General features: G+C 67.1%; 21 protein-coding genes. 8 read left to right on the forward strand and 13 right to left on the reverse strand.

From position 1 onward, the window contains the following. Positions 1-40 precede the first annotated feature (40 nt). The 3 genes from ACYAF3_RS13385 (at position 41) to ACYAF3_RS13395 (ending at position 3,172) form a co-directional block, all read left to right on the forward strand. Positions 41-838, forward strand: a complete 798-nt coding sequence (locus ACYAF3_RS13385) for a thiazole synthase (RefSeq protein ID WP_003084517.1) — start codon at positions 41-43, stop codon at positions 836-838. A 153-nt stretch (positions 839-991) separates the two neighbouring features. Further along, positions 992-1,663, forward strand: coding sequence for a tRNA (guanosine(46)-N7)-methyltransferase TrmB (gene trmB, locus ACYAF3_RS13390; protein WP_003118800.1), 672 nt, complete (start codon positions 992-994; stop codon positions 1,661-1,663). 162 nt (positions 1,664-1,825) lie between these two features. Further along, a complete protein-coding gene (locus ACYAF3_RS13395; RefSeq protein WP_003114884.1) occupies positions 1,826-3,172 on the forward strand; it encodes a DUF1329 domain-containing protein in 1,347 nt (448 codons plus the stop codon). Positions 3,173-3,184: 12 nt separating this feature from the next. On the opposite strand, the gene ACYAF3_RS13400 is transcribed toward ACYAF3_RS13395, so the two are convergent. The 12 genes from ACYAF3_RS13400 to ACYAF3_RS13455 form a co-directional block, all read right to left on the reverse strand. Beyond that, entirely contained in the window at positions 3,185-3,442 is a 258-nt protein-coding gene (locus ACYAF3_RS13400; RefSeq protein ID WP_003084524.1) for a hypothetical protein, read from the reverse strand. Between the two features lie 61 nt (positions 3,443-3,503). Further along, positions 3,504-3,827 (reverse strand): DUF3392 domain-containing protein, encoded by a 324-nt coding sequence (locus ACYAF3_RS13405; protein WP_003084525.1) that lies wholly within the window; start codon positions 3,825-3,827, stop codon positions 3,504-3,506. A gap of 80 nt (positions 3,828-3,907) precedes the next feature. Then, positions 3,908-5,062 (reverse strand): radical SAM family heme chaperone HemW, encoded by a 1,155-nt coding sequence (hemW, locus tag ACYAF3_RS13410; protein ID WP_003114885.1) that lies wholly within the window; start codon positions 5,060-5,062, stop codon positions 3,908-3,910. Positions 5,063-5,182: 120 nt separating this feature from the next. After that, on the reverse strand, positions 5,183-5,776 hold the full coding sequence (gene rdgB / locus ACYAF3_RS13415; protein ID WP_003084527.1) for an RdgB/HAM1 family non-canonical purine NTP pyrophosphatase: 594 nt from the start codon (positions 5,774-5,776) through the stop codon (positions 5,183-5,185). After that, entirely contained in the window at positions 5,773-6,192 is a 420-nt protein-coding gene (locus ACYAF3_RS13420) for a DUF4426 domain-containing protein (RefSeq protein ID WP_003100965.1), read from the reverse strand. Before ACYAF3_RS13420 ends, rdgB begins: the two co-directional genes overlap by 4 nt. Before the next feature lie 131 nt (positions 6,193-6,323). Then, on the reverse strand, positions 6,324-6,944 hold the full coding sequence (gene metW, locus ACYAF3_RS13425; protein ID WP_003084530.1) for a methionine biosynthesis protein MetW: 621 nt from the start codon (positions 6,942-6,944) through the stop codon (positions 6,324-6,326). A 7-nt stretch (positions 6,945-6,951) separates the two neighbouring features. Next, complete coding sequence (metX, locus tag ACYAF3_RS13430; RefSeq protein WP_003084535.1) at positions 6,952-8,091, reverse strand: homoserine O-succinyltransferase MetX; 1,140 nt, start codon at positions 8,089-8,091, stop codon at positions 6,952-6,954. Positions 8,092-8,179: 88 nt separating this feature from the next. Then, a complete protein-coding gene (locus ACYAF3_RS13435) occupies positions 8,180-10,147 on the reverse strand; it encodes a dynamin-like GTPase family protein (protein WP_003118802.1) in 1,968 nt (655 codons plus the stop codon). Between the two features lie 107 nt (positions 10,148-10,254). Continuing rightward, positions 10,255-10,551 carry a DUF167 domain-containing protein gene (locus tag ACYAF3_RS13440; RefSeq protein ID WP_031628111.1) on the reverse strand — a complete coding sequence of 99 codons (297 nt, stop codon included), beginning with the start codon at positions 10,549-10,551 and terminating at the stop codon, positions 10,255-10,257. Continuing rightward, positions 10,548-11,141 (reverse strand): YggT family protein, encoded by a 594-nt coding sequence (locus ACYAF3_RS13445; RefSeq protein WP_003084544.1) that lies wholly within the window; start codon positions 11,139-11,141, stop codon positions 10,548-10,550. The genes ACYAF3_RS13440 and ACYAF3_RS13445 overlap by 4 nt, the downstream gene beginning before the upstream one ends. A 10-nt stretch (positions 11,142-11,151) precedes the next feature. After that, a complete protein-coding gene (gene proC, locus ACYAF3_RS13450; RefSeq protein WP_105579182.1) occupies positions 11,152-11,973 on the reverse strand; it encodes a pyrroline-5-carboxylate reductase in 822 nt (273 codons plus the stop codon). Between the two features lie 11 nt (positions 11,974-11,984). Next, positions 11,985-12,677: a YggS family pyridoxal phosphate-dependent enzyme gene (locus tag ACYAF3_RS13455; RefSeq protein WP_003084549.1), complete on the reverse strand. Its 693-nt coding sequence runs from the start codon at positions 12,675-12,677 to the stop codon at positions 11,985-11,987. A 214-nt stretch (positions 12,678-12,891) separates the two neighbouring features. On the opposite strand from ACYAF3_RS13455, the gene pilT reads away from it, so the two are divergent. Both pilT and pilU read left to right on the forward strand, forming a co-directional pair. Then, entirely contained in the window at positions 12,892-13,926 is a 1,035-nt protein-coding gene (gene pilT, locus ACYAF3_RS13460; RefSeq protein ID WP_003084552.1) for a type IV pilus twitching motility protein PilT, read from the forward strand. Positions 13,927-14,103: 177 nt separating this feature from the next. Further along, a complete protein-coding gene (gene pilU, locus ACYAF3_RS13465; RefSeq protein ID WP_003100959.1) occupies positions 14,104-15,252 on the forward strand; it encodes a type IV pilus ATPase PilU in 1,149 nt (382 codons plus the stop codon). A gap of 7 nt (positions 15,253-15,259) precedes the next feature. On the opposite strand, the gene czcD is transcribed toward pilU, so the two are convergent. Continuing rightward, entirely contained in the window at positions 15,260-16,159 is a 900-nt protein-coding gene (gene czcD / locus ACYAF3_RS13470; protein ID WP_003100957.1) for a CDF family zinc transporter CzcD, read from the reverse strand. Positions 16,160-16,312: 153 nt separating this feature from the next. Here czcD and ACYAF3_RS13475 point away from each other — a divergent pair, with 153 nt between their 5' ends. The 3 genes from ACYAF3_RS13475 (at position 16,313) to ACYAF3_RS13485 (ending at position 19,514) form a co-directional block, all read left to right on the forward strand. Next, positions 16,313-16,717: an NINE protein gene (locus tag ACYAF3_RS13475; protein WP_003084560.1), complete on the forward strand. Its 405-nt coding sequence runs from the start codon at positions 16,313-16,315 to the stop codon at positions 16,715-16,717. A gap of 242 nt (positions 16,718-16,959) precedes the next feature. Then, complete coding sequence (locus tag ACYAF3_RS13480) at positions 16,960-18,333, forward strand: pyridoxal-phosphate dependent enzyme (protein ID WP_003100955.1); 1,374 nt, start codon at positions 16,960-16,962, stop codon at positions 18,331-18,333. Further along, a complete protein-coding gene (locus tag ACYAF3_RS13485; protein ID WP_003110017.1) occupies positions 18,330-19,514 on the forward strand; it encodes a cystathionine gamma-synthase in 1,185 nt (394 codons plus the stop codon). The genes ACYAF3_RS13480 and ACYAF3_RS13485 overlap by 4 nt, the downstream gene beginning before the upstream one ends. Positions 19,515-19,619 lie beyond the last annotated feature (105 nt).

The raw sequence follows: 19,619 nt of genomic DNA on the forward strand, positions 1-19,619 counted from the left end.
TCCATCGGCCCCGCAAGCCTTTCCATCCAGGAGTCATCCGATGAGCCAAGCATCCAGTACCGATACCCCCTTCGTCATCGCCGGCCGTACCTATGGCTCGCGCCTGCTGGTGGGGACCGGCAAGTACAAGGACCTCGACGAGACCCGCCGGGCCATCGAGGCCTCCGGAGCGGAGATCGTCACGGTGGCGGTGCGGCGCACCAACATCGGGCAGAATCCCGACGAGCCGAACCTGCTGGATGTGATCCCGCCGGATCGCTACACCATCCTGCCGAACACCGCCGGCTGCTATGACGCGGTCGAGGCCGTGCGCACCTGCCGCCTGGCCCGCGAGCTGCTGGACGGGCACAACCTGGTCAAGCTGGAAGTCCTCGCCGACCAGAAGACCCTGTTCCCCAACGTCGTCGAGACCCTCAAGGCCGCCGAGCAACTGGTGAAGGACGGCTTCGACGTGATGGTGTACACCAGCGACGACCCGATCATCGCCCGCCAACTGGCCGAGATCGGCTGCATCGCGGTGATGCCGCTGGCCGGCCTGATCGGCTCCGGCCTGGGCATCTGCAACCCCTACAACCTGCGCATCATCCTCGAGGAAGCCAAGGTCCCGGTGCTGGTCGACGCCGGCGTGGGCACCGCTTCCGATGCAGCGATCGCCATGGAGCTGGGTTGCGAGGCGGTGCTGATGAACACCGCCATCGCCCATGCCAAGGACCCGGTGATGATGGCCGAGGCCATGAAGCACGCGATCGTCGCCGGTCGTCTCGCCTACCTGGCCGGACGCATGCCGCGCAAGCTGTATGCCAGCGCCTCGTCGCCGCTGGACGGCCTGATCGACTGATACCGACTACCTGGGGCGGGCTGTCCGCCGGATGCGGGAAGCGTCCGGCAGGCAGCCCGCCCTTCTGTCTCTAGCAAGGTTTTCTTTTCCATGAGCGATACCCCGCAATCCCCGGCCCAGGACTCCCTGGCGGAACACGACGAAGCACGGCCGATGCGCACCGTGAAGAGCTTCGTGATGCGCGCCGGGCGCATGACCGAAGGCCAGCAGCGTGGCCTCGACCTGGGCTGGCCGAAGTTCGGCCTGGAACTGAGCGATGAGGTCCAGGACTTCGACGCGATCTTCGGTCGCCAGGCGCCGCGGACTTTCGAGATCGGCTTCGGCATGGGCCATTCCACCCTGGAAATGGCCGCCGCTGCGCCTGACATCGACTTCATCGGCGTCGAGGTGCACAAGCCGGGCGTCGGCGCGCTGCTCAATGGCCTGCTGACCCAGGGCCTGGGCAACGTGCGGGTGTATAGCTGCGACGCGCTGGAAGTGCTGCGCCACTGCGTGGCCGACGCCAGCCTCGATCGGCTGCTGCTGTTCTTCCCCGATCCCTGGCACAAGAAGCGCCACCACAAGCGGCGGATCGTCCAGCCGGAATTCGCCGAACTGGTGCGGCGCAAGCTGAAGGTCGGCGGCGTGCTGCACATGGCCACCGACTGGGAGCCCTATGCCGAGCACATGCTGGACGTCATGAGCGCGGCGCCGGGCTACCGCAACCAGGCCGAAGACGGCCGCTTCGTGCCGCGCCCGCAAGAGCGTCCGGTGACCAAGTTCGAGCGGCGCGGGGAGCGCCTGGGACATGGCGTCTGGGACCTCAAGTTCGAGCGCGTCGACTGATCCACCGCACCAGCGACGTACCCCTGGCGCCGAACCGGCGCCGGGACTCCAAGCAGACCGGGAACACCCGGCGGACCTCACCTTCAAGCTGCACGTTTCCCGGCTTCGGCCGGATCCAATAATAAGAGCGGCACGGCTCGGCCGGCTGCAAAGGAGACTGCTGTGTTGAAGAAACTGGGCATCCTGTTGCTCGGGGCCGGTTGCGCCTGGGCGGCGCAGGCCAAGGTAGACGAAGTCCAGGCCGCACGCCTGGACCAGGACCTGACCCCGCTGGGGGCGGAGCGGGCCGGCAACGCCGATGGCAGCATCCCGCCCTGGACCGGCGGCATCACCCAGGCGCCGGCCGGCTACCGGCCCGGCATGCATCACCTCGACCCGTTCGCCGCCGATCGTCCGCGCCTGGTCCTCGACAGCCGCAACATGGCCGCCTACCAGGCGCTGCTGACGCCGGGCACCCAGGCCTTGCTGCAGGCCAACCCGGACTACCACCTGCGGGTCTTCCCCACCCGCCGCAGCGCATCCCTGCCGCAGCGCCTGTACGACGCTACCCGCGCCAACGCCAGCCGCGCCGAGCTGATCGCCGACGGCAACGGCGTGCAGGGCGCTGCCGCCGGCGTGCCCTTCCCCCTGCCGCAGAGCGGCCAGGAAGCGATCTGGAACCACATCATGCGCTACCGCGGCGAGCAACTGCACCTGCAGACCAACCAGGCGGCGGTGCTGGCCAACGGCAGCTACAACCTGCTCAAGCTCGACCGCTACCTGTACTTCGTCTATGGCCGCGAGGGGATGATCCCGGAGAACCTCGACAACACGTTGTTCTACTACAAGTACAAGGTGGTCGCGCCGGCGCGCCTGGCCGGTTCGGCGCTGGTGGTGCAGGAAACCCTCGACCAGGTGCTGTCGATCCGCAAGGCCTGGCGCTTCAACCGTGGCGAGCGGCGCGTGCGGCGCTTGCCGACCCTGGCCTACGACAGCCTGCAGCCGGATACCAACGGCATGGCCACGGCGGACACCGTGGATGTCTACAACGGTGCACCGGACCACTACGAGTGGGCGTTGCTCGGCAAGCGCGAGATGCTGGTGCCTTACAACAGCTACGCGGTGCACCAGAAGGGCCTCGCCTATGGCGACATACTCAAGAGCCGCTTCATCAATCCCGACCTGCTGCGCTACGAGCTGCATCGCGTCTGGGTGGTCGAGGCGACCCTGCGCAAGGGCTTCAGCCATCCCTACGCCAAGCGCCGCTTCTACCTCGACGAAGACAGCTGGCAGATCCTCGCCGCCGACATCTACGACAAGGATGGCGTGCTGACCCGGGCCCAGGAAGTCCATCCGATCAACTACTACGATGTGCCGCTGGTCTCCAGCACCCTGGAAGCGATCTACGACTTCAAGGGCGGCCGCTACTTCGTCGATGGGCTGGACAACAACGAGCCGATGTACGACTTCGGCGTGCAGGTCGGGCCGCGCGACTTCACCCCGCAGGCGCTGCGCCGGGAGGGGAACTGAGGCGGACGGCCCTCAGACGATCAGCTCGGCGCCGCGTAGCGTGCCGTCGTCGTCCAGGCGCGCCGGCGCCGGGCTGATCTGCAGGTACTTGATGCTGTCCCGCGGAATCAGCAGCAGGTCGCCGTCGACCTCGACGCTGAGATAGGGCGTGTCCAGTTGCTGACGGATGCTGCGGGCAACCTCGGCCGGGTCGTCCTGCTGGCGCGGGAAGCGCAGCGACAGGCGCTGGCCGTCGGTGAAATGCAGGTAGAGGTGCTTGATCGGTTTCATGCGGGCTCCCGGAGGCCATGACGCTCTTGGGGACGGCGCTGGCCGCCGGGAGACCGGGGGCTCAGCTGCGATCGGCGATCATGCCGATCACGAAGAACACTAGCAGGAGCACGGGCGCCAGGGTGTAGTTGTTGAAGTAGCCGAGGCCCTTGGCCAGCCAGGGGGTGACGAAGACCATCGCCAGGCCGTAGCCGACAGCGCAGATCAACACGAACAGCAGGGTGCGGAAGACGAAGTTGAGGCTGCCGATGCGCTGCTGTACCCAGGCGTTGATCGCCGGGCCGAACAGCACCAGCAGGGTGGCCATGATGGCCAGGGAAATGTCCGACAGGTGGCTGCGGCTCCAGCGCGACAGGGTGGCGATCAGGTCCAGCGCGTAATCCATCGAGGGTTCCTTGTAACGAATCGGCGTGTCGGTCGGCGGAGTTTACCTGCCTGCCGGCACGGATGGGCGTGCATCCGTCGTCACGGCAGGAAATGTTGCAGCAGGTCGTTGAGGAACAGCTGGCCGCGTTCGCTGGGACGCAGGTGCTGCGGGTCGTCGGCGAGCAGCCCGGCGTCGCGCGCGGCGGCGCAGGCATCGGCGATCGCCGCCAGTGGCTGGCCGGTGCGCTGCGGGTAGAGCGCGGCGGGGACGCCGTCGACCAGGCGCAGCACGTTCATCATGAACTCGAATGGCAGGTCGGCCGCTTCCAGCGGGCGCTCGCCGGCCTGGAAGGCCTTTTGCGGGTTGAGGTAGTCCTTCGGCAGGCGGGTCTTCCAGGTCCGCACGATGCGTCCGTCCGGCGCGCTCAGCTTGGCGTGGGCGCCGGCGCCGATGCCGAGGAAGTCGCCGAAGCTCCAGTAGTTCAGGTTGTGCCGGGCGCGCAGGCCGTCGCGGGCGTAGGCGGAGGTCTCGTACTGGCGGTAGCCGTGCTCGTCGAGCAGGGCCTGGCCGGCTTCCTGGATGTCCCAGAGGATGTCGTCCTCGGGCAGCTCCGGCGGCTGGCTCCAGAACACCGTGTTCGGCTCCATGGTCAGTTGGTACCAGGAGAGGTGCGTGGGGGCCAGGGCGAGGGCCTGGCGCAGGTCGGCCAGGGCGTCGTCGAGGCTCTGCCCGGGCAGGCCGTGCATCAGGTCGAGGTTGAAGTTGTCGAAGCCGGCCTGGCGCGCCATGTCGGCGGCGCGCACTGCCTCGGCGCCGTCGTGGATGCGCCCCAGGGCCTGCAGCTTGTCGGCCTGGAAGCTCTGCACGCCGATGGACAGGCGATTGATGCCGAGGCGCCGGTAGTCGGCGAACTTGACCTGTTCGAAGGTGCCGGGATTGGCTTCCAGGGTGATCTCGATGCCGTCGGCGAAGCCGACCCTGCGCTCGACGCCTTCCAGTAGCCGGCCCAGGGCCTTGGCCGAGAACAGGCTGGGCGTGCCGCCGCCGAAGAAGATCGAACCCAGGCGCCGGCCGTGGACATGGCGCAGGTCTTGCTCCAGGTCGGCGAGCAGGGCGTCGACATAGGCCTCTTCGGGCAGCTCCGGGCCAGCGGCGTGGGAGTTGAAGTCGCAATACGGGCACTTGCGCACGCACCACGGGATGTGCACGTACAGGGCCAGGGGCGGGAGCTGGAACGGGGTGGCTTGGGTCACGGCGGGGCGGGGTGGAGGCGGTTTCGGGGCGCTATCGTGGCATGAGTTCGGCCAACCTCCAAGGCGGCCGGACGAAACGCCGTGCCGACGCCGCCCGGGGGCGGCGCCGGCGGTTGCGGCTCAGAGACCCAGGCGCTGCTTGAGCAGGGCCATGGCGCGGGCTCGGTGGCTGAGGCGGTTCTTCTCCTCGGGCGCCAGCTCGGCGCTGGAGCAGTCGCGTTCCGGCACCCAGAACAGCGGGTCGTAGCCGAAGCCGTGGGCGCCGCGGGCTTCGCGGAGGATGCGGCCTTCCCAGATGCCCTCGCAGAGGATCGGCAGCGGGTCGTCGGCGTGGCGCACCAGCGCCAGCACGCTGACGAACTGTGCGCCGCGCTCGGCGTCCGGGACATCCTTCATGGCCTCCAGCAGCTTGGCGTTGTTCGCCGCGTCGCCCCGGCCGTCGGCATAGCGCGCCGAGTAGATGCCCGGCGCGCCGCCGAGGAAGTCCACCGCCAGCCCGGAGTCGTCGGCCAGCGCCGGCAGGCCGGAGAGGCGTGCGGCGTTGCGTGCCTTGAGGATGGCGTTCTCGACGAAGGAAAGACCGGTTTCCTCCGGTTCCACCTGGCTGAACTCGCCGATCGAGCGCACCTTCACGCTGGCGCCGAGCATGGCCTGGAGTTCCTTGAGTTTGCCGGCATTGTGGCTGGCCAGCACCAGCTGTTCGAGCTTGATCATTCGTCCGGGAAGATTTCCTTGTTGAAACTGAAGGTTTGCGCAGGTTCGCCCTTGGCCTCGACCTTGATGGTGAAGACCAGGGTCTCGCGCTGGCTGATCGGGAATTGCGCCAGGTTGTAGATGGCGCCTTCCTCGCTGACTCGGCGGAACTCCAGGGGGATGACCTTGCCGGTCAGGTCCTTGGCCGAGCCGGTCACGGCGGCCTCTACCGGCTTGCCTTTCTCCATAGGCACCACGTTGATCACGCCCTGCGCCTTGCTGCGTACCAGGCCGACCGCGCTGGCCACGTTGGGCTGGAGGAAGCTGGAGTTGAACACGTTGTAGTGGACGTCCAGGTCGCCGAAGCGCTGCACCTGCTCGGCGAGGACCGGCAGGCTCAGGCAGAGGCCGAGGACGAAAGCGGTGAAGCGGCGCATGGTGGTTTCTCCTGAAAGGTGGCATGGACGTTGTCCATGGTCTGCTGCCGGCGGCCTTGGCCGGCTTCGGCAGCGCTCTCCCGAGGACGAGCGGAGGGGCGCCCGGCCCTGGCCCGCAGCCTGGCGCGTTCCTAGACGGCGAGGTTGCGGGTCTGCACTCCGGGTCCGGTGACCCGGTAGATTCCAATCTCACCCAATAGATTAGGCCACAGCCGGCTGGCCCAGCCATGCCGGTGGTCACGGTCCACGGCCAGGCGGTCGAGCACGCGCATGCGCAACTGGCGGCACAGGCGCTCGAAGTCCTGGAAGGTGCAGAAATGGATGTTCGGCGTGTTGTACCAGGTATACGGCAGGAACTCGGAGACCGGCATCCGGCCGTTGCGCGCCAGGTACCAGCGGCAGCGCCAGTGGCCGAAGTTGGGGAAAGTGATGATGCAGGTCTTGCCGACCCGCAGCATCTCTTCGAGGATCTTGTCCGGATAGTGCACGGCCTGTAGCGCCTGGGTCATCACCACCACGTCGAAGCTGTCGCTGGCGAAGTTGCCCAGGCCCTTGTCGAGGTCCTGCTCGATCACGTTCACCCCGTTTTCGATGCAACGGGCGATGTTATCGGGATCGATCTCCAGGCCGTAGCCGCTGACCTGCTTGTGGTCGCGCAGCCAGGCCAGGAGTTCGCCGTCGCCGCAGCCGAGGTCGAGGACGCGGCTGCCGGCGGGAATCCATTCCTGGATGATTTCGAGATCGGCGCGCATCGGATCCTCACACGCTGATGCGGTTCATGTAACCGCTGAAGGCTTGCAGGTACCGGGGGATCGGCATGAGGAAGGCGTCGTGGCCTTGCGGGGCGTCGATCTCCAGGTAGCTGACGTTCTTTTTCGCCGCGATCAGGGCGTCGACGATTTCCCGCGAGCGGGCCGGCGAGAAACGCCAGTCGGTGGTGAAGGACATCAGGCAGAAGTCCGCCTCGACGCCCTCCAGGGTGCGCACCAGGTCGTCACCATGGGCGGCGGCGGGGTCGAAATAGTCCAGCGCCTTGGTCATCAGCAGGTAGGTATTGGCGTCGAAGCGGGTGGAGAACTCCTCGCCCTGGTAGCGCAGGTAGCTCTCGACCTGGAACTCGACGCTGTGCAGGTCGTAGTTGAGCTTCTCGGTCTTCAGTACGCGGCCGAACTTGGCGCCCATGGCGTCGTCGGACAGGTAGGTGATATGGCCGACCATCCGCGCCAGCTTGAGGCCGCGCTTGGGAATCACGCCCTGTTCCTGGAAGTAGCCGCCGAGGAACTCAGGGTCGGAAAGAATCGCCTGCCGGGCGACTTCGTTGAAGGCGATGTTCTGCGCCGACAGCTTCGGCGCGCTGGCGATGCACAGGCAGTGACGGACGCGCTCGGGGTAGCTGATGGTCCATTGCAGCGCCTGCATGCCGCCGAGGCTGCCGCCGACCACCGCGGCCCACTGGCGGATGCCGAGGCGGTCTGCCAGGCGCGCCTGGCTATGCACCCAGTCTTCCACCGTGACCATCGGGAAGTCCGCGCCGTAGACCTTGCCGGTCGCCGGATTGATGCTGGCGGGGCCGCTGGAACCGTTGCAACCGCCGAGGTTGTTGAGGGCAACGACGAAGAACTTGCGGGTGTCGATCGGCTTGCCCGGACCGATGCAGCTGTCCCACCAGCCCGGCTTGCGCTCGTCGACGCTGTGGTAGCCGGCGGCGTGGTGGTGGCCGGAGAGGGCGTGGCAGATCAGCACCGCGTTGCTCTGCGTGGCATTCAGCTCGCCGTAGGTTTCGATCACCAGGTCGTACTCGGCCAGGGACTTGCCGCTGGTCAGCTCGAGCGGTTCGTTGAAGTGCAGCGTCTGGGGGGAGACCAGACCGACGGAGTCGTCGGGGAAGACTGTGGGCATCGACCCTGCTCTCGAACAAAGGAGGGCGCCAGTCTAAAGAGCGTCGCCCCCAGCGGCAAGCGCGCTGGCGCGCGCCGTGGGAGCGGGGTCAGGCGCGCTGCGAGCCGGGCAGGTTGACCACCTTGGCCTGGCGCTGCAGGGGCGAGGGGCGGCGCAACTGGCGGAGGATGTCGCCGGCTTCGCGCAACTGTTCCTGCAATTCCCCGGCGAACCCGGCGAAGGCCTGGCTGCGCTGGCGTACCTGCTGGGTCTCCTGGGCCAGGCCCTTGAGGCGGAGCATGTGGCTTTCGAGCAACTGTTTGTTTTCCAGGGTGTGCTGCATCAGCGGCATCAGCGCGTCGTTGGCCCAGCGCTCGGTTTCCTCGCGCAGGCGCTGGTGCAGGCCGACCACCTCCTGCACCAGGGTGGCGAAGAAGCGCCGGGTCAGCAGGCGTTGCTCGGTAAGCACGGTCTTCAGCTGCAGGCGGAACTGGTCGCCCTTCTTCTTCAGTTGCAACAGTTCGCGCTGGTAGCGCTGGACCCGTAGCTGCGGCGCGTCGAGGGCGTAGAGCGGGTTCTCCTCGTTGTGCCGGCGGTAGATGGCGGCGACCATGCGGTTGGCCATGCCGGCCTCGTGCTCGAGGTTGTCGAGGTCGTGCTCCACCGCGCGGAAGAACGCCAGGATCGCCTGGTTGATGCCGACCGTGGTCAGGCTGCCGTTGAGGTTGCGCCGCACCTTCTGCAGGTGCTGTTCCATGCGTTCGCTGCGGATCGTCTCGCGCAGCGTCGCGCCCTGGTGCTGCAGCAGGCGCTGGTTGGTCTTCAGGTTGAGCAGGCGGCGGTGGTGGCGGCCGTGGTCGTCCTTGGTCTTCGCGGTCAGTTCGAACAGCAGTTGGCCGCTGTCGCGCTGCTTGTCGTCGAGCAGCGCGCGCTGTTCCTCGACCTTCTCCAGGCGCAGGCGCAGCAGATGCTGGCTGTTGTGCAGCAGGCCAAGGACCTGGCCGAGCACGGAGTTCTCCAGCAGCGCTTCCTTCTGCGCGACGATGCGCTCGCAGAGCAGCGCTTCCAGCCGATCCAGGCGACTGCGTTCGAGCAGCGCCGGTTCGCCGCGGACCTTGGCCAGCAGCGCCTGCTTCGCCGACAGTGGCAGCACGTCGCCGCGCTGCAGGCCGAGCTGGCGGGCCGTGCCGTCCTGGATCAGGCGGATGGCGTTCTGTACGAAGCGCTCGCCGGAAAGGTCGTCCCAGAGCACGTCGATCTTGTTCAGCACGGCGAACAGGCTGCTGTGGCCGTCCTCGCGCAGTGGCTGGATGTACTTCTGCCAGATATCCATGTCCGAGGCGGTGACACCGGCGTCGGCGGACAGCAGGAACAGGATCGCCTGGGCGTTGGGCAGCATCGACAGGGTCAGCTCCGGCTCGCTGCCGAGGGCATTCAGGCCAGGCGTGTCGAGGATCCGCAGGCCCTGGCGCAGCAGCGGGTGGTCGAAGTTGACCAGGGCGTGGCGCCAGGCCGGGACGCGCACCTGGTCGGGCTCGTCGGCGGCTTCCAGGGCATCCGGGTGGAAGCCGAGCTGGATCGCCTGTTCCACCGGCAGCGCCTTGGTCTTGGCGACCTGGGCGAAGGCCTGGGCCATGCCCTCCGGGTCGCCGGTGTCCAGCGGAATGTTCACCCAGTGGCGCGGCACGCGCTTGAACTGGGCGACGCTGGCGTCGGCCAGGCGCGTCTCGATCGGCAGCAGGCGGATGTAGCTGCGCTCGGCGCGCGGATCGTGGAACAGCTCGGTGGGGCACATGGTGGTGCGCCCGGCGTGGGACGGCAGCATGCGCTGGCCGTAGCCGGCGAAGAACAGGCTGTTGATCAGCTCGGTCTTGCCACGCGAGAACTCGCCGACGAAGGCCAGGGTGATGTGGTCCGCGCGTAGTTGGCGCAGGGCGCGTTCGAGCTTGGCCTCGACCGCCGGGCTGTTCAGCCGGCTGCGCTCCAGCCAGCCGCGATAGCGGGTGATTTCCCGCATCAGCTCGCGCTTCCAGGCGACGTAGGCGTCGATTTGATGGCTGAGTCTTTCCATGCTCATCCAGGGGCTCCAGGGCGCGGGACCGGCGGGGGAAGGATGGCGTGGATTATGCGGGGGAGCGGGGGAGCGTCAATTGGCCTGCTTCACATTCCTGCACGTAAGGTCGGTCAAGCGGGTCGAGCGGCGATCCCCAGTTCCTCCGGCAATCGGGTCGGACGGCGGATGCGCACCCGTTTCTGCCGGTTCAGCTCGCCGCTTTCGAGACTCACCAGGCTCTTGGCCACGCCGAAGGCCTTGCCGAGGAAGGCCAGCAGATGGGCGTTGGCCTTGCCCTCCACCGGCGGTGCGGTGAGGCGGATCTTCAGGCGCTCGCCGTGCAGCCCGGCGAACTCGTCGCGGCTCGCCTTGGGCTGCAGGTGGCAATCGAGGAGCAGGTCCTCGCCGTCCCAGCGGTAGAAGCTCAGAGGAAAATGCTCAACTGCTGGGGCATGCCGGTCATGGCCGCCAGGTTGTTGATCACCAGCATGTCGATCAGCTTCAGCGCGAGGAACGCGAAGATCGGCGAGAGATCCAGTCCGCCGAGGTTCGGCAGGAGCTTGCGGAACGGCATCAGCAGCGGTTCGCAGATCTGGTTCACCAGTTGCGCGCCGGGGTTGTAGCTGCCCGGGGCGACCCAGGAAAGGATCACGCTGATGATCAGGGCGAAGAAGAACACCTTCAGGAACAGCGAGGTGACGGCGATGATCGACCAGATCAGCAGTTGCATGATGAAGCCGCCGACGCCGTAGCCCATCAGCATCAGGATCAGGATCATCAGCACCAGTTGGATCAGGATCGCCAGCACCAGCGAGGCCAGGTCGATCCCACCGAAGCCGGGGATGATCCGCCGCAGCGGGTTCAGCAGCGGCTTGGTGGCGCGCACGATGAACTGGCTGAGGGGGTTGTAGAAGTCCGCGCGGACCAGCTGCAGGATGAAGCGCAGCAGCACGATCAGCAAGTAGAGGCTGCCGAGGGTCTGGAGGATATAGATAGCAGCGGTGTTGAGGCCGATCATCGACTACTCCTTATTGGCCAAGCTGTTCGGCCAGCTCGGCGGAGCGCTGGCTGGCGGCGTTCAGGGCCTGCTCCACCAGTGCTTCGAAGCCGTTGGCCTGGAAGGATTTGATCGCCGCCTCGGTGGTGCCGTTGGGCGAAGTCACCCGGCGCCGCAGTTCGGCCGGCTCGACCTCGCTGGACAGCGCCATCTGCGCCGCGCCGAGGGCGGTCTGCAGGGTCAGGTGCGAGGCTGTCTCGCGGGACAGGCCGAGCTTCTCGCCGGCGTCGGTCATGGCCTGCATCAGCAGGAAGAAATACGCCGGGCCGCTGCCCGACACTGCGGTCACCGCGTCGATCTGCGCTTCGTCGTCCAGCCACAGGGCGATGCCCACCGCGGACAGCAACTGCCCGGCCTGCTCGCGTTGCGCGGCGCTGACCTGCGCGTTGGCGTACAGCCCGCTGGCGCCCTGGCGCAGCAGCGCCGGGGTGTTGGGCATGCAGCGGACCACCGGGCGCGGCTGGCCGAGCCAGGCTTCGAGGCTGGCGCAGGGGATGCCGGCGGCGATGGAGACGATCAGTTGCTCCGGCTTCAGCGCCGGCGCCAAGGCCTGGCACACGGCTTTCATGGCCTGCGGCTTGACCGACAGGACCACGACGTCGGCGTCAGCCACGGCCTCGGCGTTGGACTCGACCACGTCGATGGCGAACTCGCCGGCGATCTTCGCGCGTTGCTCGGCGCCCGGGTCGCTGGCGCGGATCTGCGCCGCCGGCACGCCTTGGGCGCGCAGGCCGCCGATCAGGCTGGCGGCCATGTTGCCGGCGCCGATGAACGCTATGCGGGGTGTGCTCATAGGGGATTCCTTCAAGAAGCCGGCGCGCCGTAGTCGCGGGCGCCGAACAGGGCGGTACCGATGCGGACCCAGGTCGCACCTTCGCCGATGGCTGCCTCGAGGTCGTCGCTCATGCCCATGGACAGGGTGTCCAGGCCAAGGTTCAGGTCCAGCAGCAGTTCGCGCAGGCGGGCGAACGCGGCGTGTTGCGCGGCGCGTTCGGCGGTGGGTTCGGGGATGGCCATCAGGCCACGCAATCGGAGGTTGGGCAGTTGCTTCACGGCCTCGGCCAGGGCCGGCAGGTCCTCGGGGGCGCAGCCGGACTTGCTGGCTTCGCCGCTGACGTTGACCTGCAGGCAGACATTCAGGGGCGGCAGCCCGGCCGGGCGTTGCTCCGACAGGCGCTGCGCGATCTTCAACCGGTCCACCGAGTGCACCCACTGGAAATGCTCGGCGATGGGCCGCGTCTTGTTCGACTGGATGGGGCCGATGAAGTGCCAGTTCAAGGGTAGGTCGGCCAGTTCGGCCTGCTTGCCGAGGGCCTCCTGCAGGTAGTTTTCGCCGAAGTCGCGAAGGCCGGCGGCGTGCGCCTCGCGCACCGCGGCGGCGGGCTTGGTCTTGCTCACGGCGAGCAGGCCGACCGTGGCCGGATCGCGCCCCGCAGCTTGCGCTGCCTCACGGATGCGCGCGGCAACCTTTGCAATATTCTCTGCTATCGTGGACATTACCTGCGCCCTATGGAAGTGCGGTCGGCGTCGGCTCGACGCCCTCGAAACCGCCGGCCTCGATGGCCATCTTCCTGTTCCAGTGTCGAGGTTCCGCGTCTGGCGCAGGACACCACGCGTGTCCTGGAAGCACCCTGGCTCATCCGGTGTTTTCCTTGTCCGAGACGGCGGCTTTGGCGGCATTCTACCTGCTTGCTTGTAATTGGGGAGTCCCATGGATATTACCGAGCTGCTCGCCTTCAGTGCCAAACAGGGCGCTTCGGACCTGCACCTCTCCGCCGGCCTGCCACCCATGATCCGGGTGGATGGCGATGTACGCCGGATCAACCTGCCACCGCTGGAACACAAGCAGGTGCATGCGCTGATCTACGACATCATGAACGACAAGCAGCGCAAGGACTTCGAGGAATTCCTCGAGACCGACTTCTCCTTCGAGGTGCCGGGCGTCGCGCGTTTCCGGGTCAACGCCTTCAACCAGAACCGTGGCGCCGGCGCGGTATTCCGGACCATTCCCTCCAAGGTACTGACCATGGAGGAGCTTGGCATGGGAGAAGTGTTCAAACGTGTTTCAGACGTCCCGCGCGGGTTGGTACTGGTCACCGGGCCGACCGGTTCGGGCAAGTCCACCACCCTGGCGGCGATGCTCGATTACCTGAACAACACCAAGTACCACCACATCCTCACCATCGAGGACCCGATCGAATTCGTCCACGAATCGAAGAAGTGCCTGGTCAACCAGCGCGAGGTGCATCGCGACACCCTCGGCTTCAGCGAAGCGCTGCGCTCGGCGCTGCGGGAGGACCCGGACATCATCCTGGTCGGCGAGATGCGCGACCTGGAAACCATCCGCCTGGCCCTGACCGCGGCGGAGACCGGCCACCTGGTATTCGGCACCCTGCACACCACCTCGGCGGCGAAGACCATCGACCGGGTGGTCGACGTGTTCCCGGCCGAGGAAAAGGCCATGGTTCGCTCGATGCTCTCCGAGTCGCTGCAATCGGTGATCTCGCAGACCCTGATCAAGAAGATCGGCGGCGGCCGGGTGGCGGCCCACGAGATCATGATCGGCACCCCGGCGATCCGCAACCTGATCCGCGAGGACAAGGTCGCGCAGATGTATTCGGCGATCCAGACCGGCGGCTCGCTGGGCATGCAGACCCTCGACATGTGCCTCAAGGGCCTGGTCGCCAAGGGCCTGATCAGCCGCGAGAACGCCCGCGAGAAGGCGAAGATCCCGGAAAACTTCTGATCCTGGCGCCGATCCGCCGCGCTTCGCCCGAATCCCGGAACTGCGTCTAGGATTCAAGAGCGGGAGAGCGGTACCGTAGGCGCATTCCTACCTATCCTTGCCGGCGAGCGCGTCCAGCGCCCGCTCGCCCGCATCCGGCTCGCCGTCGCGGCGCGCCCCTGAGTGAGCGAGAACATCATGGAATTCGAAAAGCTGCTGCGCCTGATGGTGGAAAAGGGCGGCTCCGACCTGTTCATCACCGCCGGCGTACCGCCGTCGATGAAGGTCAACGGCCGGGTGATGCCGGTGACCAAGACGCCGCTGTCGCCGGAGCAGACCCGCGAGACCGTGCTAGGCGTGATGAACGAGCAGCAGCGCCGCGATTTCGCCGAGAACCATGAGTGCAACTTCGCCATCAGCGCCCGCGGCATCGGCCGCTTCCGGGTCAGTGCCTTCTACCAGCGCAACCTGGTGGGCATGGTATTGCGCCGGATCGAGACCAACATCCCGACCCTGGAAGAGCTGAAGCTCCCGGAAATCCTCAAGAAGCTGGCGCTGACCAAGCGCGGCCTGGTGATCTTCGTCGGCGCCACCGGCACCGGCAAGTCCACCTCGCTGGCGGCGATGATCGGCTACCGCAACAAGAACTCCACCGGGCACATCATCTCCATCGAGGACCCGATCGAGTACATCCACCAGCACCAGGGCTGCATCGTCACCCAGCGCGAGGTGGGGCTGGACACCGACTCCTTCGAGGTGGCGCTGAAGAACACCCTGCGCCAGGCGCCGGACGTGATCATGATCGGCGAGGTGCGCTCGCGGGAGACCATGGACCACGCCGTGGCCTTCGCCGAGACCGGCCACCTGTGCCTGGCGACCCTGCACGCGAACAACGCCAACCAGGCGCTGGAGCGGATCATCCACTTCTTCCCGGCCGACCGTCATGGCCAGGTGTGGATGGACCTGTCGCTGAACCTCAAGGCCATCGTCGCCCAGCAACTGGTGCCGACCCCCGACGGCAAGGGGCGGCGGGCGGTGATCGAGGTGCTGCTGAACACCCCGCTGGCCGCCGACCTGATCCGCAAGGGCGAGGTGCACGAGCTGAAGCCGCTGATGAAGCGCTCCACCGAGCAGGGCATGCAGACCTTCGACCAGGCGCTGTACCAGCTCTACACCCAGGGCGAGATCACCTACGAGGACGCCCTGGCCCACGCCGACTCGGCCAACGACCTGCGCCTGATGATCAAGCTCGGTTCGGAAAGCGACGCCGACCACCTGTCGAGCCTGACCCAGGGCCTGAGCCTGGAAATCACCGACGACGACCCTGCCGGCCGGCGCTTCCGCTGAACCGTCTTCAGTAGGCCAGCGGCTCCTCGGCCTGGGCGCAGGCCGAGGTTTCCAGTTGCAGGGTGCTGTGTTCGATCTCGTAGCGGTCGTGCAGCAGCGCCTTCACCGTTCCCAGCAGCGCCTCGGCATCGACCAGGGCCGGGTCGTACACCAGATGGCTGGTCAGGCTGATCTTGCCGCTGGTGATCGACCACACATGCAGGTCGTGCAGCCCGGTCACGCCGGGAATCCCCAGTAGCGCTTCGCGCAGCTCGGCCAACTGGATTTCCTTCGGCACCCCTTCGAGCAACACATGCAGGCTCTCGCGCAGCAGGATCCAGGTGCGCGGCAGGACCCAGAAACCGATCAGCACCGCCACCAGCGAGTCGACCCAGGCCCAGCCGGTGAAACGGATCACGATCGCGGCGACGATCACCCCCAGCGAGCCGAGCATGTCGCTCCAGACCTCCAGGTAGGCGCCCTTGACGTTCAGGCTGTTGCCCTGGGCCGGCGCCAGCAGGCGCATGCTGGCCAGGTTCACCAGCAGGCCGAGCACGGCGATCACCAGCATGCCCACGGACTGGATCTCCGCCGGCTGGTTGAGCCGCTCGTAGGCCGCGTAGAGGATATAGAAGGCCACGCCGAACAGGAGGAAGGCGTTGAACGCCGCGGCGAGGATCTCGAAGCGGTGGTAGCCGTAGGTCAGGCGATCGTTGGTCGGGCGCCTGGCGATGTTGATCGCGGCCAGGGCGATGGCCAGGGCCACGGCGTCGGTGAGCATGTGCGCGGCATCGGAGATCAGCGCCAGGCTGCCGGTGAGGATGCCGCCGACGACCTCGGCGACGAGGAAGCTTCCGGTCAGCAGCAACGCCCATTTCAGGCGGGTCGAGTTGGTCTGGGCGAAGCTGTGCTCGTGTCCGGCGCTCATGGCGGCTCCTGTGGGGCGGTGGCGGCAGCACCAGCCTACAGGATAGGCAATTGCAAAACTGTCATGCGCCGGGCCGCTCTGGCGCGGCGTCCGCCGCTCCGCTAACCTGCGGCTCAGGCGCGGCCGCAGCCGCGCACGGAACGAGGGGGACGCATGACTCAACAGCACGACACCCATAGCAAGGCCATCGGCTACCTGCTGTGGATCTTCGGTTTCACCGGTTCGCACCGCTTCTATTACGGCAAGCCGATCACCGGGACGATCTGGTTCTTCACCTTCGGCCTGTTCTTCATCGGCTGGATCATCGACCTGTTCCTCATCCCGTCGATGGACCGCGAGGCCGACCGGCGCTTCCAGGGCGGCAACCTGGACTACAACGTGGCCTGGATCCTGCTGACCTTCCTCGGCGTGCTCGGCGTGCACAGGATGTACATGGGCAAGTGGATCACCGGGATCATCTACCTGTTCACCGGCGGCCTGTTCTTCCTCGGCGTGCTCTACGACTTCTGGACCCTCAACGGACAGGTGTCCGAGCGCAACGGGCCGCAGCGCATCTGATGCTCGTCGCCAGGTGCGAGAAGCCCGCCATCCGGCGGGCTTTTTCATGGGTGTCGCCACGGTCGGCAGGGAATTCCTCCGGCGGGACTTAAGGAACCAAAGGTTCTAACGTTCTACCTGTAGGTTATTGGCGCCCGCGCGCGCCAGCCCCTATGGTCTGCAAGCCCCAGAACGGATAGGTGCAATGGCTCACGAGGCCGCGCACCGTATCGCTCCGTGCGGAAACACCGAAAGGAGAAAAGATGACTTCCGACTCACGTCCCGCCGTGCTCGACCTGATCGGCAACACCCCGCTGGTTCGCGTGACGCGCTTCGATACCGGCCCCTGCACCCTGTACCTCAAGCTCGAATCGCAGAACCCCGGCGGCTCCATCAAGGATCGCATCGGTGTCGCCATGATCGAGGCCGCCGAGCGTGACGGCCGCCTGCGGCCCGGTGGCACCATCGTCGAGGCCACCGCCGGCAACACCGGTCTTGGCCTGGCCCTGGTCGGCCGCGCCAAGGGCTACCGGGTGGTGCTGGTGGTGCCGGACAAGATGTCCACCGAGAAGGTCCTGCACCTGCGCGCCATGGGCGCCGAGGTGCACATCACCCGCTCGGACGTCGGCAAGGGCCATCCGGAGTACTACCAGGACGTTGCCGCGCGCCTGGCGCAGGATATTCCCGGCGCCTTCTTCGCCGACCAGTTCAACAACCCGGCCAACCCGCTGGCCCACGAGTGCGGCACCGGCCCGGAGCTCTGGGCGCAGACCGGCCACGATCTCGATGCCATCGTCGTCGGCGTCGGCTCCTCCGGTACCCTGACCGGCCTTACCCGGTTCTTCCAGAAGGTCCAGCCGGAGCTGGAGATGGTGCTCGCCGATCCCGAGGGCTCGATCATGGCCGAGTACTCCCGCTCCGGCACCCTGGGTACGCCGGGTTCCTGGGCGGTGGAGGGCATCGGCGAGGACTTCGTACCGGCCATCGCCGACCTCTCCAGCGTGCGCCATGCCTATTCCATCAGCGACGAGGAAAGCTTCGCCATGGCCCGCGAACTGTTGCGCGTCGAGGGCATTCCCGGCGGCTCCTCCACCGGCACCCTGCTGGCCGCGGCGCTGCGCTTCTGTCGCGAGCAGAAGGAGCCGAAGCGGGTGGTCAGCTTCGTCTGCGACACCGGCACCCGCTACCTGTCGAAGATCTACAACGACCAGTGGATGACCGACCAGGGCCTGCTGCAACGCAAGCACTACGGCGACCTGCGCGACATCATCGCGCGGCGCTTCGAGGAGGGCCGGGTGATCAGCGTCGGTCCGGACGACACCCTGCTCACCGCCTTCCAGCGCATGCGCCTGGCCGACGTTTCGCAATTGCCGGTGCTGGACGATGGAAAACTGGTCGGTGTGATCGACGAGTCGGATATCCTGCTCGGTGTCCACGCCGACGCGCCACGCTTCCGCGATGCGGTAAGCAGCGCGATGAACGCCGCGCCGGAGACCCTCGCGCCCGGCGCCAGCCTGGCCCAGTTGCAGGCGGTCCTGGACCGCGGCCTGGTGGCGATCGTTGCCGATGCCAGCGGCTTCCACGGCCTGATCACCCGTTTCGACCTGTTGAACCATTTGCGGAGAAAGCTCGCATGAGCCAGCACGACCAGCATCCCGACGCCCCGGCCCAGGCCTTTGCGACCCGGGTCATCCACGCCGGGCAGGCCCCCGATCCCTCGACCGGCGCGATCATGCCGCCGATCTACGCCAACTCCACCTATATCCAGGAAAGCCCCGGGGTACACAAGGGGCTCGACTACGGCCGCTCGCACAACCCGACCCGCTGGGCCCTGGAGCGCTGCGTGGCCGACCTCGAGGGCGGCGCCCAGGCCTTCGCCTTCGCCTCCGGCCTGGCGGCGATCTCCTCGGTGCTGGAGCTGCTCGACGCCGGTTCCCACATCGTTTCCGGCAATGACCTCTACGGCGGTACCTTCCGCCTGTTCGAGCGGGTCCGCCGGCGCAGCGCCGGGCATCGCTTCAGCTTCGTCGACCCGACCGACCTGCAGGCCTTCGAGGCCGCGCTGACCCCGGAAACCCGCATGGTCTGGGTGGAAACCCCGAGCAACCCGCTGCTGCGCCTCACCGACCTGCGCGCCATCGCCCAGCTCTGCCGCGCCCGCGGCATCATCAGCGTGGCCGACAACACCTTCGCCAGCCCCTACATCCAGCGCCCCCTGGAACTGGGCTTCGACGTGGTGGTGCACTCCACCACCAAGTACCTGAACGGCCATTCCGACGTGATCGGCGGCATCGCCATCGTCGGCGACAACCCGGACCTGCGCGAGCGCCTGGGCTTCCTGCAGAACTCGGTGGGCGCCATCTCCGGGCCGTTCGACGCCTTCCTCACCCTGCGCGGGGTGAAGACCCTGGCGCTGCGCATGGAGCGCCATTGCAGCAACGCCCTGGCCCTGGCCCAGTGGCTGGAGCGCCAGCCGCAGGTGGCGCGGGTCTACTACCCCGGCCTGGCTTCGCACCCGCAGCATGAGCTGGCGAAACGGCAGATGCGTGGCTTCGGCGGGATGATCTCCCTCGACCTGCGTTGCGACCTGGCCGGCGCCCGGCGCTTCCTGGAGAACGTGCGGATCTTCTCCCTGGCGGAGAGCCTGGGCGGGGTGGAAAGCCTGATCGAGCATCCGGCGATCATGACCCACGCCAGCATCCCGGCGGAAACCCGCGCCGACCTGGGCATTGGTGACTCGCTGATCCGCCTGTCGGTGGGCGTCGAGGCGCTGGAGGACCTGCAGGCCGACCTGGCGCAGGCGCTGGCGAAGATCTGAGGCTCCGCAGGGAGCGGCGCCGACCGGCGCGGCTGCTGGCCATCGGGTGTTCCCGGCGAGCATGCCTCGGCGGATAACGCTCTGCGTTATTCGCCCTGCCGTTAA

The sequence above is a fragment of the Pseudomonas sp. TZ252 genome, assembly GCF_056110345.1.